This is a genomic window from Leuconostoc carnosum (assembly GCF_014207505.1).
In the GTDB taxonomy this organism is placed as follows: Bacteria; Bacillota; Bacilli; order Lactobacillales; family Lactobacillaceae; genus Leuconostoc; species Leuconostoc carnosum.
In genome coordinates, this window is record NZ_JACHGL010000003.1 from 85,744 (window position 1) to 100,000 (window position 14,257).

Annotated in this window: 14 protein-coding genes; 2 read left to right on the forward strand and 12 right to left on the reverse strand. The window is 38.1% G+C overall.

Features of this window, described 5'->3' with window-relative positions:
* Positions 1-9 precede the first annotated feature (9 nt).
* On the reverse strand, positions 10-3,540 hold the full coding sequence (gene mfd, locus HNQ98_RS04060; protein WP_014973848.1) for a transcription-repair coupling factor: 3,531 nt from the start codon (positions 3,538-3,540) through the stop codon (positions 10-12).
* Entirely contained in the window at positions 3,541-4,107 is a 567-nt protein-coding gene (pth, locus tag HNQ98_RS04065; RefSeq protein ID WP_135198027.1) for an aminoacyl-tRNA hydrolase, read from the reverse strand.
* A 125-nt stretch (positions 4,108-4,232) separates the two neighbouring features.
* Between pth and cbpA the strand changes: the two genes are divergently transcribed.
* Positions 4,233-4,877 (forward strand): cyclic di-AMP binding protein CbpA, encoded by a 645-nt coding sequence (gene cbpA / locus HNQ98_RS04070; protein WP_014973846.1) that lies wholly within the window; start codon positions 4,233-4,235, stop codon positions 4,875-4,877.
* 43 nt (positions 4,878-4,920) lie between these two features.
* Here cbpA and HNQ98_RS04075 read toward each other — a convergent pair whose 3' ends face one another.
* The 3 genes from HNQ98_RS04075 to HNQ98_RS04085 are packed head-to-tail and all read right to left on the reverse strand — an operon-like array spanning position 4,921 to position 6,946.
* Positions 4,921-5,808: a prenyltransferase gene (locus HNQ98_RS04075; RefSeq protein WP_014973845.1), complete on the reverse strand. Its 888-nt coding sequence runs from the start codon at positions 5,806-5,808 to the stop codon at positions 4,921-4,923.
* 50 nt (positions 5,809-5,858) lie between these two features.
* Positions 5,859-6,506 carry a DUF421 domain-containing protein gene (locus HNQ98_RS04080; RefSeq protein ID WP_014973844.1) on the reverse strand — a complete coding sequence of 216 codons (648 nt, stop codon included), beginning with the start codon at positions 6,504-6,506 and terminating at the stop codon, positions 5,859-5,861.
* Positions 6,503-6,946 carry a DUF3290 domain-containing protein gene (locus HNQ98_RS04085; RefSeq protein ID WP_014973843.1) on the reverse strand — a complete coding sequence of 148 codons (444 nt, stop codon included), beginning with the start codon at positions 6,944-6,946 and terminating at the stop codon, positions 6,503-6,505. The genes HNQ98_RS04080 and HNQ98_RS04085 overlap by 4 nt, the downstream gene beginning before the upstream one ends.
* Before the next feature lie 118 nt (positions 6,947-7,064).
* Between HNQ98_RS04085 and HNQ98_RS04090 the strand changes: the two genes are divergently transcribed.
* Positions 7,065-8,402 carry a C1 family peptidase gene (locus HNQ98_RS04090; protein WP_014973842.1) on the forward strand — a complete coding sequence of 446 codons (1,338 nt, stop codon included), beginning with the start codon at positions 7,065-7,067 and terminating at the stop codon, positions 8,400-8,402.
* Positions 8,403-8,432: 30 nt separating this feature from the next.
* On the opposite strand, the gene HNQ98_RS04095 is transcribed toward HNQ98_RS04090, so the two are convergent.
* The 7 genes from HNQ98_RS04095 to HNQ98_RS04125 form a co-directional block, all read right to left on the reverse strand.
* A complete protein-coding gene (locus HNQ98_RS04095; RefSeq protein WP_014973841.1) occupies positions 8,433-8,834 on the reverse strand; it encodes a flavodoxin in 402 nt (133 codons plus the stop codon).
* 151 nt (positions 8,835-8,985) lie between these two features.
* A complete protein-coding gene (gene groL, locus HNQ98_RS04100; RefSeq protein WP_184284955.1) occupies positions 8,986-10,605 on the reverse strand; it encodes a chaperonin GroEL in 1,620 nt (539 codons plus the stop codon).
* Between the two features lie 97 nt (positions 10,606-10,702).
* On the reverse strand, positions 10,703-10,987 hold the full coding sequence (groES, locus tag HNQ98_RS04105) for a co-chaperone GroES (RefSeq protein ID WP_014973839.1): 285 nt from the start codon (positions 10,985-10,987) through the stop codon (positions 10,703-10,705).
* 177 nt (positions 10,988-11,164) lie between these two features.
* Positions 11,165-11,998, reverse strand: coding sequence for a YitT family protein (locus tag HNQ98_RS04110; RefSeq protein ID WP_014973838.1), 834 nt, complete (start codon positions 11,996-11,998; stop codon positions 11,165-11,167).
* Positions 11,998-12,372: a DUF956 family protein gene (locus HNQ98_RS04115; RefSeq protein ID WP_014973837.1), complete on the reverse strand. Its 375-nt coding sequence runs from the start codon at positions 12,370-12,372 to the stop codon at positions 11,998-12,000. Before HNQ98_RS04115 ends, HNQ98_RS04110 begins: the two co-directional genes overlap by 1 nt.
* A gap of 115 nt (positions 12,373-12,487) precedes the next feature.
* Positions 12,488-13,399, reverse strand: coding sequence for a PTS system mannose/fructose/sorbose family transporter subunit IID (locus HNQ98_RS04120; protein WP_014973836.1), 912 nt, complete (start codon positions 13,397-13,399; stop codon positions 12,488-12,490).
* 14 nt (positions 13,400-13,413) lie between these two features.
* Positions 13,414-14,226: a PTS mannose/fructose/sorbose transporter subunit IIC gene (locus tag HNQ98_RS04125; RefSeq protein WP_014973835.1), complete on the reverse strand. Its 813-nt coding sequence runs from the start codon at positions 14,224-14,226 to the stop codon at positions 13,414-13,416.
* Positions 14,227-14,257: the final 31 nt, after the last annotated feature.

Here is a 14,257-nt window from a genome sequence, read left to right on the forward strand (position 1 = left end):
TGTATTGTCTTATTCATTTTTGTCTTGTGGCATGTCGCGATTGACAACCACTACTAGGAATTCGCGCAGCACATTTAACCAGATACTGCTTTCAGCAACATCGTTAACAGTTAAAATAACCTGTAAATCCCCAGCTTCCGTACGAACAGCAGCTTTCAAAGGCACATCAACCAAAGTTTCAAAAATAGCTTCTCCTGATAATTGTTGTGTAGCCTGATCACTAAATTGAATGGTTACTTGGTTCCTTTGTCGCCGAATATTAGTCACTTGTGCTTGATCAGCAAGTTGCTTAATCTGACCTACTAGTAGTAAACGAGCAACTTCATCAGGCATTTCACCATAGCGGTCCAACATATCAGACTCAATTTCTTCAAAGTTATCATCTGTTTTTGCTTGACGAATACGTGTATATAACTCAATTTTTTGCGCATTATCTGAGACATACTCGTCCGGTAGATAAGCCAACACACCAAGAATTAATTCAGCATCTGTCTCTTGTAACTGATCTTTCGGTGCATTACCCTGTTTCTCTGCCACAGCCTCTTTAAGCATTTTAGTATACATATCATAGCCCACGGAATCAATAAATCCGTGTTGTTGTTTACCAAGTATATCACCAGCACCACGAATGCTTAAGTCACGCATTGCAATGCGGAAACCTGAACCGAGTTCAGTAAAATCGCGAATTGCTTCTAAGCGTTTCTCTGCTTCTTCACTTGGTGTACGCATAAAGGGATAAGTGAAGTAAGCATAGGCCAATCGAGCTGAACGGCCAACTCGCCCACGCAATTGATATAATTGTGCTAAGCCCATATGGTCAGCATTTTCCACAATTAACGTATTGGCATTAGGAATATCAACCCCTGTTTCAATAATAGTAGTGGTCACCAAGACATCGTAGTCCCCATTTAAAAAATCATATAAAATACTTTCTAGTTGACTTTCAGACATTTGCCCATGAATAGCTGCCACACGTGCTGATGGTACTAAATCAGTAATTTGGCTGGCCACACGATCCAAGTCTGCTACGCGATTGTGCAGGTAAAAAACTTGTCCATTGCGGGCTAATTCTTTTTCAATAGCATCGCGCACAATCGTCCAATCAGCTTCCATGACATATGTCTGAATCGGATAACGATTGGCAGGTGGTGTTTCAATAATTGACAAATCACGCGCGCCGACCATTGCCATATTCAATGTTCGTGGGATTGGTGTAGCCGTTAACGTCAGCACATCGACACTAGATCGTAACTGTTTAAGACGCTCTTTATGTTTCACACCAAATCGTTGTTCTTCATCAATAATCAAGAGGCCTAAATCAGAAAAATCAACGTCTTTACTGAGCAAACGATGTGTCCCAACAACGACGTCAATCTCATGTTTATTAAGCTGTTTAATCACTGCTTTATTTTGAGATGGTGTTTGAAAACGACTTAAAACACCAATTTTAATGTCTGGAAAATCACTAAAACGCGCGAGTATCGTCTCATAATGTTGCTGCACAAGAATAGTAGTTGGGGCTAAGAAAGCGACTTGTTTCCCCTCATTTGCCGCTTTAAACACGGCACGTAAGGCTACTTCTGTTTTCCCAAAACCAACATCCCCAACTAATAGTCGATCCATTGGTCGTGGCTTTTGCATATCGACTTTTATTTCTTCAATTGAGCGGATTTGATCTGGCGTTTCAGGATATCCAAAAGCTGTATCAAACTTCAGTTGATTCGTATCATCAGGCGGAAAAGCATATCCTTGTTGCGCTTCACGTTTCGCGTATAATGCTAACAAGTCGTCAGCAATGTCTTCAATTTTGGCAGCAACTTGTCGTTTGGTCTTTGCCCATTCACTACCACCTAATTTATTTAATTTAGGTGCTTTAGCTGTATCCGAAGCCCCAACGTATTTTTGAATTAAATTAAGCTGTGTGACTGGAATAAAAATCTTGGCATTTTTTTGGTAGGCAATAGACAGATAATCTTGCTTGCCACCATCAACCGCAATAGTCTGTAGCCCTTCGTAACGGCCAATACCGTGATTAATATGCACAACATAATCGCCAACGTTTAACTCATTGTACGATTTTAAGCGCTCCGCGTTAGCAATTTTACGTGTTTTTGGTGCTGATCTTCTGGCTTGAGCAAACAATTCGTGTTCTGTTAGCACTGTCAGATGTAGTTGTGGCCATTCAAATCCCGCTGTTAAATTACCTGCTGTTAATTGTACTTGATGCGGTAGTATATTTTTGGTTTCACTGATTGGTATTGTTAGATCGGCTAACGATGCACTAAAATCTCGTCGCCTTTTAGCATCATTAATGAGCAAAATGACTGTCGTTCCAGCATTTTGGGCATAATCCAAATCATTTTTAAGTGCTGACAGTTGACCATAATATTGATTGGCTGGTCGTGTAGTGACTTCTACAATATTTGTAAATTTAACGCGATTCAGCCCACGTTGAAAGTTAGCAAGATACAATGTTGGGCGTGTATTGTGCCCTAATAGGTCATTTAAATCAGCTCGCCACGTTTGATTTGGTAATAATTGGTAACTAGTCGTTTGATTATCAATCCATTCTTGATCACGCGTTAACTGTTGTAGACTTGTTTCTGTTATTCGTGTGTATTCGTCAAGAACAATTAAAGCATCATCATTTAAATAATCAAAGATCGTTATTTGTCCATCAAAAAAATGTTTCGCATAGGGTAGTAGTTCACTACCACGTTGTCTTTCATTTAACACATGCTGTGTCAGGTTAAAACCATCTGTGGCATGCTTCTTTTCAACACCCTGCAATTGGCTACGATATTGACTAAATGCCGTTTCAATAGCCAATTTAGCTCGATCATAATTTGCTTCCGAGACAACAAAATCAGTTGCTGGTTCGATGGCCATCTCATCTAACGTCTGAATACTTTTTTGTGTTGCAACATCAAAACTTTTTAACTGATCAAGTTCATCATCAAAGAAATCCAGCCGAATTGGATCTTCTAAAGTTAATGGGTAAATATCCATAATTGACCCACGTTGTGCAAATTCACCAGGTGTTTGGACCAATTTAACTGGTGTATAACCCATCATCATTAACGTATTTTTGATTTGATTCAAATTATAATTTTGCCCAACATGCACCTTGAGTTGCGCCTCACGCAATGTCATCGGTGCTGGCAATAATTGCTCAATCCCTGTTAAATTAGTCACAACCAGCATTGGCTGATTAGCTAATAAAGCAATTAATGTTTGTACACGTTGCCGCCTTAATTCTGGTGAACTAATAGCCATTTCAGTGGCTACGGATTCTTCCGCCGGAAAATGATAAACCGCATCTCCTACCAAAGAGGTCAAATCACTGTACAGTTGCTCAGCATGTGCCTGTGTATCAGTTATAACCAACATTTGACGTGGCTGTACTTTAAACATAGCCGCAATACTAGCTGCGCGAGCTGTACCATTGACGCCTAAAAGCAACTGTGCTGATTGCGCAGTTGCCTGTTGATTCAAATTTTTAATTGTATCAGTCTGACCTAAATAATTAACTAAACTCATTTACCCATTATATTTATTACTCAATTCAGTTGTAGCTGCACCAGCTATCCAATCCGAAATTGCCTGTGTACTACGATCTAACATATCATCAACTACTTGCGTTTCTACTTTTGAAAAGTGACCTAATACATAGTTGATCACCACGCGTTGCTCGTGATCTGGATGTCCTAAACCAAATTTCAACCGTAAAAACGATTGCGAACTTGTATGCGCTATAATGCTTTTTAACCCATTATGTCCACCAGCTGAACCTTTTGCGCGAAAACGTAATTTCCCAAGCGACATGTCCATATCGTCAACCAATACTAATATATCCGCAATATCGCCTTGATAATAATCCAATATTGCACGAACAGCTTTACCAGAATCATTCATGTAAGTCGTTGGTTTCACCAGCATCACTGGCTCCCCTGCTATATTAATTTTAGCTGTCGTAGCAAATTGCTTACTTGGCGAAAATTTGGCATTATTTGCTTGTGCAAATGCATCTAGCGCCATAAATCCGATATTGTGCCGCGTTTGATCATACTCTGACCCTATGTTACCCAAACCAAAAATAAACTTCATTTTTTAAATTATCTTTCTATAAGTTATACATTCACTCTTCTTAGTATACCACGCACAGACAACCATTTTGTGTTATCATATAATATGGCTATTTCATGATAATAAAATTAGACTAGGACACGATTATGTTTCAAAAATCTCTAGTAATCCCTAAATCACAACTAACAACTGTTACTGAAAATACAACAATTCAAGAAGTTTATGATATTTTCAATGACTCAAAAAGTGCACATACTCGGACAATGCCCATTCTTGATGAATCTGGTCGCTTATTCCGTGGTAACATTTATAAACAACACGTATTCGAACATATTGCTAAAGGTGGTGATATGAATTTGCCAGCTACTGCTATCATGCGTAACTCCACCAAATTCATTTACACAACCAGCAAATTCTACGAAGTTTTTTTTGCGATTCGTGATTTACCTTTTATTGCTGTACTTGATGAAAACCACGAGTTTTATGGTATTTTCACTCATGATAAATTAATGGATCTCTTATCACAAAGCTGGTCAGTACGTTCTGGCGGTGTCACAATTGCCGTTTCTACACACAATGCTCAAGGTGATCTCAGTAAAATTTCAAAAATCATCACCCGTTATTCAAATATTGAATCACTACTCACTATTCAATCTGATAATGAACCCTTAACGGTTTTATTTACATTATCTTTACAAGCAGACAGTGAACAATTGACACGTTTAATCAAACATCTTGAAAGAAAGAAGTTTGAGGTACGAAGTATTGAGAATCTGAATCGTTTCAAATAAAAAAGTCAATGGTGATTAACTCATCATTGACTTTTTTTATTTGTTACAACCCAATACCCACTAGCACAACAACTGTCATACCAAGCATAAGGATGACTAAGTTTTTAATCGCTAAAATAAAAGTTTCCTCTTTAATCGGATGATTCACAAAATCACGTGCATTTTTAAGCAAGATTGGTAACAATACAATCAACGCATAGCTAGTGATCGGTAGCCAATTGATAACAGTTGCTACCATTAATATGATAAATGCCAGTACTACCCACATTATATAAAGTCTTTTGGCTAGCGTAATACCAAGGTAGTGAACCAAAGTATGTCGCTTATTTTCTTCATCTTCTGCATAATCAGCAATATTATTTGCAAACATAATTTCTGAAATGAAAATAACTAGTGGTAAACTCACAACAAACCATTGAAATAAAACAGACGGAAACAGTGTCATACGAGTATTAACATAAACTTGCGCCACAAAAATGAGATAACCCATGGTAATGCCAGATACCACTTCACCAAATGGTGTATTTGTAATCGGCTTTGGTCCTGCCGAATAAAAATAACCAATTAAAAAGCTAATGATACCAATAATCCACGTCTTATAATCTGTTAGCAATGCAACTGATATACCAGCAACAACAGCAATAACTGCTAGTAATTCAGCAACATGTAATACTTGTTTGTCAGTAATAACATCGCCCGCAGCCGATTCTCGCAAAAATTGATTTGCTTTTTGACGCTTATTATCTTCGTAGCGATTAAATGTATTAACGGCCAAATGCACACTAACAGTAGCGATAATTAGGAGTATTGAATTTACCCAATTTAAGCGCGCATATTGCCATTGACTATATACCAAACCAAAAAGAAGTGGCGCAATACTCGGGATAACTACACGAATTTCAACTAAATCTAAAAATTGTTTTGGTGTCATTATTAAAAATCCTTTGATCATTTATTATTTTGTGTGACAATCAGTTGTTATCAATTATTTTTTTGACGTTCATAAGGTGTTAAGCGGACTCGACCTTCAAGATACTCACCGACAAAAATATCACTAAAACGTGCAAATCCTTGGTTGTTAAGTTCATTTAATAACCAATCTTCATCATGTCCAATAATTTCCAGAACATCAGTGTTTGCTTGTCCATCAAAAATAATTGGATACTTCATGTTTTCTTCACCGTCTAAGATGACGTTCAATTGTCCGTTTTGCTCCAACATGGCACGCTTAACTTGAGACAGATCGTACACACCTTCGGCACGTAGTTTAAACATTAAATCATTAGCAGATAGGCCAGCTGACAGAACATTTTTGATATTAACTGCACCACGTTCAACGACCACCCTTGGCTGGCCATCTATCAAATATTTAATAAAACGATTGTGTTCTTTCAAAAAATTAACCGTCATGACAAGCATTGTCCATATAATTAGTACAATGGTAAATTGATAGACTGTAATTGTGTCGGAATAGATTACTGCACCAATAATGCCACCAAGTACATAGTTTTGCACTTGATCTAAGGCGCTTGTTGGTGCTAAATTGCCTTTTCCCATGATGTTAATTTGAACAATTAAAGCTAACAACCCAATGGCTAATTTTGTTAGGATTGGTAAATAAATACTCATTTGATAACCTTCACTTCTGAATTCACTAGATAAACACGTGTGAGATTATAAGATTGTTGGTCTGTACTCATAGTTAAACGATAATATTTTTTGGCAATTTTAACTAACATACCGTCGCTGACTGTCTTCGTGTTAAAAAATAGTTGCTTCGTAGATATACCCTGTGCCTTAGCAAATTGTTTGCCAAAACTAGACATTTGCGTTCGTTGGTTATCTAGCGATTTTGCTTGCTCATAATCTGTGTATCGCGCACCAGCTAAAAATAAAAAAAATAGCAGCGCAATAATACTTAATTCGCGATATCGCGTTTGCATACGGTTACGCATAAACGCCACTGCCCCTACCGCCATCAAAATAAAGGCTATAACCATCAATGAGATGCCTATCGTATCATTGATACTCGAATGTTTTGCTAAATAATCAGCCGAATAAAAAGTCATTATACTATCATCCCTCCGCTAAATATCATATCATATTCTTTGTTTAACTCAATATACCTTCTACTTGAAGCAATAACTCAAAAGCGCTATATTATAATCATATGAAAAGGAGTTCATTATGTCTTCAGAAATTACAAAACAAGAAATTGCTGATTTCAAGCAAGCGGCACAATCACCACTAACAACCATTGCCCAGCGTGCGACAATTAAAAACGGCATCCATAATGCCAGTTTCAACCACGAAATTCTAAATGCCAATACCCCAACTTTTTCAATTGATCTTGATACTGGTAAAGTTGCCAATCAAAAACAATCCGGTCGTTGCTGGATGTTTGCCGCCCTCAACACAATGCGTCATGATATGAAAGATTTATTCCAATTACCTAGTGATTTCCAACTATCTCAAAGTTATACCTTCTTCTGGGACAAATTTGAAAAGGCCAACTACTTTTATCAAAATGTCTTGGACACTGCGCAAGAGCCACTTGATTCAAGAAAAGTTGCCTTCTTGATGACAACCCCACAACAAGATGGTGGGCAATGGGATATGATTGTTGCTATCATTGAAAAATATGGCGTTGTTCCTCAATCTGTTTATCCAGAATCTGCTGCCTCTTCCGCATCACGTGAATTCAACACGACATTTAATACCTTGTTACGCCATGATGCAACAATTCTACGCGATTTAGTGGCGCACAAAGCAAGTGAGGAAACAATTGACGCCACTCGTAAAGCATTATTAGCAAATATTTACCGCGTACTCACTATTACTTTTGGCGAACCACCAGTAGAATTTAACTTTGAATACCGTGATAAAGACAATCAATATCAAATAGTCAAAAACTTAACGCCACAAACTTATTTTGAAAAATTCGTTGGTTGGGAATTATCTGATTATGTGTCAATTATTAATGCGCCCACAGCTGATAAACCGTATAATGCCACATATAACGTTGAATTACTCGGTAACGTTGTCGGTGGACGTCAAGTCAAACACTTAAACGTCACAATAGAGACCATGAAATCACTAGCCATTGCCCAACTAAAAGATGGTAAATCAGTTTGGTTTGGTGTTGATATGGGACCACAAGTCGATCGTAACAACGGATTAATGGCCGATGGTATCTTCTCAACTGATGACTTATTCCAAGTCAATTCCAAAATGACTAAAGCACAACGTTTAGATTATGGTGATAGTCTCATGACTCATGCCATGGTTTTGACTGGCGTTGATTTAAACGAAAATGAGCAACCCACAAAATGGAAAGTTGAAAATTCATGGGGTGAAAAGGCTGGTAAAGATGGTTACTTCACCATGTCAGATGAATGGATGAGTGAATTCGCTTATCAAATTGTTGTTAACAAGTCGTACTTAAGTGATGAATTAGTTGACATTTACGATAATAATCAACCAAAATTACTGGCACCTTGGGATCCAATGGGTGCATTGGCTTAATAATTTAGATAGTAAAAATATAACAGTCGCTTACTCAATATTTTCTGGTTTAAAATTAGCATCAATGCTTGCATGCGGTGCTAATTTTTTTAATGTGCTTAAACTTATTTCCAGCTCACTGGTGTCACTAGTAATAAAAGGTTTAATGGTTTTACCAGATAAGTCATTGGCCTTCAAAAATCCTTGCATAGCCAATGACATGTCCTTCCCCCAAATAGGATAGCCCAGATAAATGATGTCATCAATCATATCAATTTTCTTTACCATGGGTATCACGCCAGTCATTTTTTCTTTCGTAAAACGTACCATCATCAGTGGATTGTTTTTATACGGTTTATCTAATTCAATTTCATAAAGACGGTCACCTGTTTTTTCAGAAATTTGTGTTGCAACTGCTTTAGTGTGCCCGGAAAGCGAGTAATAAATAATCATAAATTCTCCAAAATAATTTTATATAGATATTGCTAATAGTATAGTTTATTTTAAAAGGCCTAGCAACTCTGTCTGCTAGACCTTTTATCTCAAAATAAAAAACCTCGGATTGAGGTTTTTTGAAACACGATATTAATTATTTTAATTCTGCTTACATCATACCTGGCATACCACCTTGTGGCATAGCTGGCGCAGCTTCGTCCTTAGGCAATTCTGCAACTACAGCTTCTGTTGTTAGTAACAAAGCTGAAACTGAAGCAGCATTTTGAAGCGCTGAACGTGTGACCTTTGTTGGGTCAACAATACCAGCAGCAATCATATCTACCCATTCACCCGTGGCAACATTGTACCCAACACCTACTTCTTGTTCCTTCAACTTGTTAACAATCACAGAACCTTCCAAACCAGCATTTTCAGCGATTTGACGAACAGGTGATTCTAAGGCTTTAATGACAGTATTGATACCTGTTTGTACGTCACCTGTTTCTGACAAGGCTTCAACAGTTGAAATAACATTAACCAATGCCGTACCACCACCAGAAACGAAACCTTCTTCAACAGCAGCACGTGTGGCATTCAAGGCGTCTTCAATACGATACTTGCGTTCCTTTAACTCAGTTTCAGTTGCAGCACCAACATTAACGACAGCCACACCACCGGCCAACTTAGCCAAACGTTCTTGCAACTTTTCACGATCAAAGTCAGAAGTTGTTTCAGCAATTTGTTGCTTAATTGTATCAACACGTGCAGTAACAGCACCTTTGTCGCCAGAACCCTCAACAATAGTTGTGTTATCTTTTGTAATGTTAACCTTTGAAGCTTGGCCAAGCTGTTCAATTGTAACATCCTTCAAATTCAAACCAAGGTCTTCGGTAATTACTGTACCACCTGTCAAAATAGCAATGTCTTCTAATTGTGCTTTACGACGGTCACCAAACCCTGGTGCCTTAACAGCAACAACATTAAATGTACCACGCATTTTGTTCAAAACTAATGTTGGCAAAGCCTCACCAGTAATGTCATCAGCGATAATCAACAATGCACGACCTTGTTCAACAACGCTTTGCAAAACAGGTAAAATATCTTGAATGTTACCAATCTTCTTATCAGTAATCAAAATGTAAGGATTGTCCAAGTTAGCTTCCATCTTGTCATTATCAGTCACCATGTATTGTGACATATAACCACGATCGAATTGCATACCCTCAACAACATCCAACGTTGTTTCAATACCCTTTGACTCTTCAATGGTAATCACACCATCATTACCAACTTTGTCCATTGCCTCAGCAATCAATTGACCAACTTCTTCATTAGCAGCAGAAATAGAAGCAATTTGAGCGATTTCAGCCTTGGTATTTACTGTATGTGATAGTTCATGCAACTTAGCTACAGCAGCAGCCGTTGCTTTTTCAATTCCTGTACGAATACCAACTGGGTTAGCACCGGCAGTCACATTCTTCAAGCCTTCTGAAACAATAGCTTGTGCCAAAACCGTAGCCGTTGTCGTTCCATCACCAGCAATATCATTAGTCTTTGAAGCAACTTCAGCTACTAACTTTGCCCCCATATTTTCAAAATGATCTTCTAATTCAATTGCCTTAGCAATTGTCACACCATCATTAGTAATTGTTGGTGCACCATAAGATTGTTCCAAAACAACATTACGCCCCTTAGGACCAATCGTTGTCTTAACTGTGTCAGCTAATTTATCGACACCTGCCTTCATCTTTGAACGTGCATCTTCTGAAAACTTTAATTCCTTAGCCATTTGTAAAATACCTCTTTAGTATGCTTAATTTTTATATCATGATAGATAATTAATATTCATCTATCATTCTTTTTAAAACACAAAATTGATTAATTATTTATTCAACCACTGCTACAACATCTTTTTCATGAAGCGCTAAATAATCAGTTCCTTCAAATGATACTTCTTGACCTGCATACTTATCAAACAAAACTTCATCACCAACTTCAATTGATAGTTCACGGATTTTACCATCATTTAACACGTAACCTGTGCCCACAGCAACAACTTTACCTGTTACAGGCTTGTCCTTAGCATTACTTGCTAACACAATACCACCAACTGTTTGTTCCGCAGCTTCTGTTACTTCAATAATCACACGATCACCTAATGGCTTCAACATGAGACAATACCTCCGATTTGATTTTGATTTTAGCACTCTTTTATATTGAGTGCTAACTACACCTTTAAGTATATCACTTTACCTTTTATTGTCAATAAAAAAAGACGCACCTGCAATGCGTCATTTGCTCGCGAATCTTACTGATAATTGAAGATTTACTCGTGCTTTTATATTCAATTAAATAAAGGTACCACCATGAGCCTCACTAATATCATAAGCTATCATAAAGGCTTGCGGATCAACTAAATGCACCCCACGTAAAAGGTGATTGTAATCTTGATTGTCTAAAATAACCATCAGCATTTCACGACCATCACCAGTATATCCACCCCGCACATCTAGCGAAGTAAAACTCGTTTCATTATGAGAAAGATAGTTTTTAATGCCCTCAATATTGTTATTACTTGTGATATACACCATTTTGCGTCGATCTAACCCTGTCTCAATATAATTCATAATAACAGCTGTAATCATTAATGAGAATAAGGCCAACAAAAGTGGTTCAATGCCGCCAGTCGCTATGTTTCCCAATGAGACAACAGTGTCAATGACAAGTAACGAAAATGCCGGTGCAATTCGAAAATATTTTTTTAAAATCATTGGTGGTACTGCCGTACCACCACTCGAGGCATCAACGCGATATAGTAAAGCTAAACCAACGGCAAAAATTGTCCCCCCCACTAAGACTGCAAATGTGCGATCAGTTAATACTTGGCCACTTGGTGTTATTTTTAATAGTATAGGTAACACGAAACTACCAAAAGCGATGCGTGCTGTCGTCCCACGATCCAAAAAAACAGCTGCCAAAATAATCATCAAGACATTCACAACTAAAACAACAATTGCACGATCAAAGCCAAATAATTGATTGGTTAAAATTGCCAATCCTGTTGCGCCACCTGCAGCTACTTTAGCTGGTGCATAAAAGAAGTTAATACTTACCGCTACTAATTCCAGGGCTGCAACGATGGTCAAATAACGTAAAACTTGATGCCTTTGTAAATACTTCATTAACTACCCATCTTTCGTTTCTTAGAAAAAATTGCTTTGACACGTTGCCAAATTGTTGGATTTCTCAAGATTTTATCATCCCCGATATGTTCACGCATAGTTTTTAAGATTTTTCCTGCTGCTTTGGCAGAAAAATCAAAATTACCTCGATCTGTCACAACACGAAAACGACGACCTATTTTTTTATTTGAAACGTTAACATAAACAATATTAACATTTGCCCAAGGAATTTGAATGTAATCAGACACATTATTATCATTAAAAAATTCAAATGCCTTATCGCCAATCAGAAATTTACCATATCGAGCGCCAATTCCCAAAAATGAAATACCTTGGGTTGTTAATTCAACACTGCTATTAAGTGATTGTACCATACCTTACTCCCCACCTTTCACTCATCACTTAATGGCAGAAATGAGTATGTTGTTTTCTATGTACAAAGGCGCTCGTCTATTCAGACGGGCGCTTTTTTCCCATATAATTATTATATTACATAATGTGTAGCACACGCATAAGAATTCCAAAAATAAAGATACCAATAATCATTACAATAGGTGATACATTTTTCTTAAGCAACCACATAGCCAAGAATGTCAGCAACAATCCCATTAAACCAGGAATCAAACTGTCTAAGTTAGCTTGCAATGTATTAGGTTCCATTCTTGTCAAAGACAATCCAGAAGCTTGGTCACCTAAAATTTGTTGTAATTTACCACCAGTCACTGAGCCATTAGGAAACTTAATATAAGCGCCTTCGGCTAACCTTTTAGCCGGTAATTCAACGGCAAACTTAATTGAAACCCAACGCTCAACTAGGACTGCTAAGATAAACATACCAAGAATTGACGCACCTTTGGTGATATCTTTCAATAAACCACCTGAAAGATCTTGCGTGATAGCAGATCCGGCACGGTAACCAAATTCTTGCGTATACCAGATAAATGACATACGAATTAAGTTCCACAAAACAAAGAACAAAACTGGTCCTAAGATATTGCCAGATAGCGCTAATGAGGCTCCCAAGGCACCAAGAATGGGACGAACAGTGAACCAGAAGACTGGATCACCAATACCAGCCAATGGACCCATCATACCAATCTTAACACCTTGAATGGCAGTATCATCAATTGCGGCACCATTGGCACGTTCTTCTTCCAAAGCCAACGTCACACCAATAATAGGTGAAGCCACATAAGGATGTGTATTAAAGAATTCCAAGTGGCGCTTTAAAGCAGAGGCGCGATCTTCTTTTGTTGTATATAATTTTTTAATAGCTGGGATTAAAGAATAGGCCCAACCAATGTTTTGCATACGTTCATAGTTCCACGAACCTTGTAGGAATTGAGAACGCCATGCGACAGACAAGCGATCATTACGTGTAAGTTCAACTTTTTCAGCCATCATATTGCCCCTTCCTAATACTGGTTCAAAATGCTACCGACCGGATCACCCGAGTCGCCACCATTTGAACCACCACCACCGCTATTGCCACCCATCTTTGATAGATTAATGTAAATCAAAGCAAGTGCAAGACCGATAGCACCTAACGCAATTAATGTTAATTCACTAACAGCTGCTAGAGCAAAACCAATGGCGAAGAAAGGCCATACTTCACGCGTTGCCATCATGTTAATAACCATTGCATATCCAACTGCAACAACCATACCACCACCAATGGTCATACCACCAGTCAACCAATCAGGCATAGCACCTAATGCTGATTGAACAGCCGCTGCAGGAATCGCAATCAACAAGCCTGCAGGAATCGCAATACGTAAACCTTGTAGCAGTAAGCCAAACAAGTGCAAACGTTCAATTGTTTGATACTTACCCTCTTTAGCAGCAGCATCGGCACCATGGGTCAACCCAACAGCGATTGTACGAACAATCATTGTTAAAAACAAACCGGCAACAGCTAATGGAATAGCTGAAGCAACGGCAACACCAATACCTGTTGACGTAAAGTTATCACTCTTAACCATGATAATAGCCGAAGCTACCGAAGCTAACGCGATATCTGGTGCGACAGCCGCACCGATGTTAGCCCAACCAAGCGCAATCATTTGTAATGACCCACCTAGCATAATTCCTGCGGTCAAATGGCCAGTAGCCATCCCAATCAATGTTGCCGAAACCAATGGTTGGTGGATTTGAAACTGATCTAAAATACCCTCCATACCAGCAAAGAATGCAATGATTACGACTAAAACTATTGCAATTATAGACATAGTTTAAACACCTTTCATATAAATGTTCTAC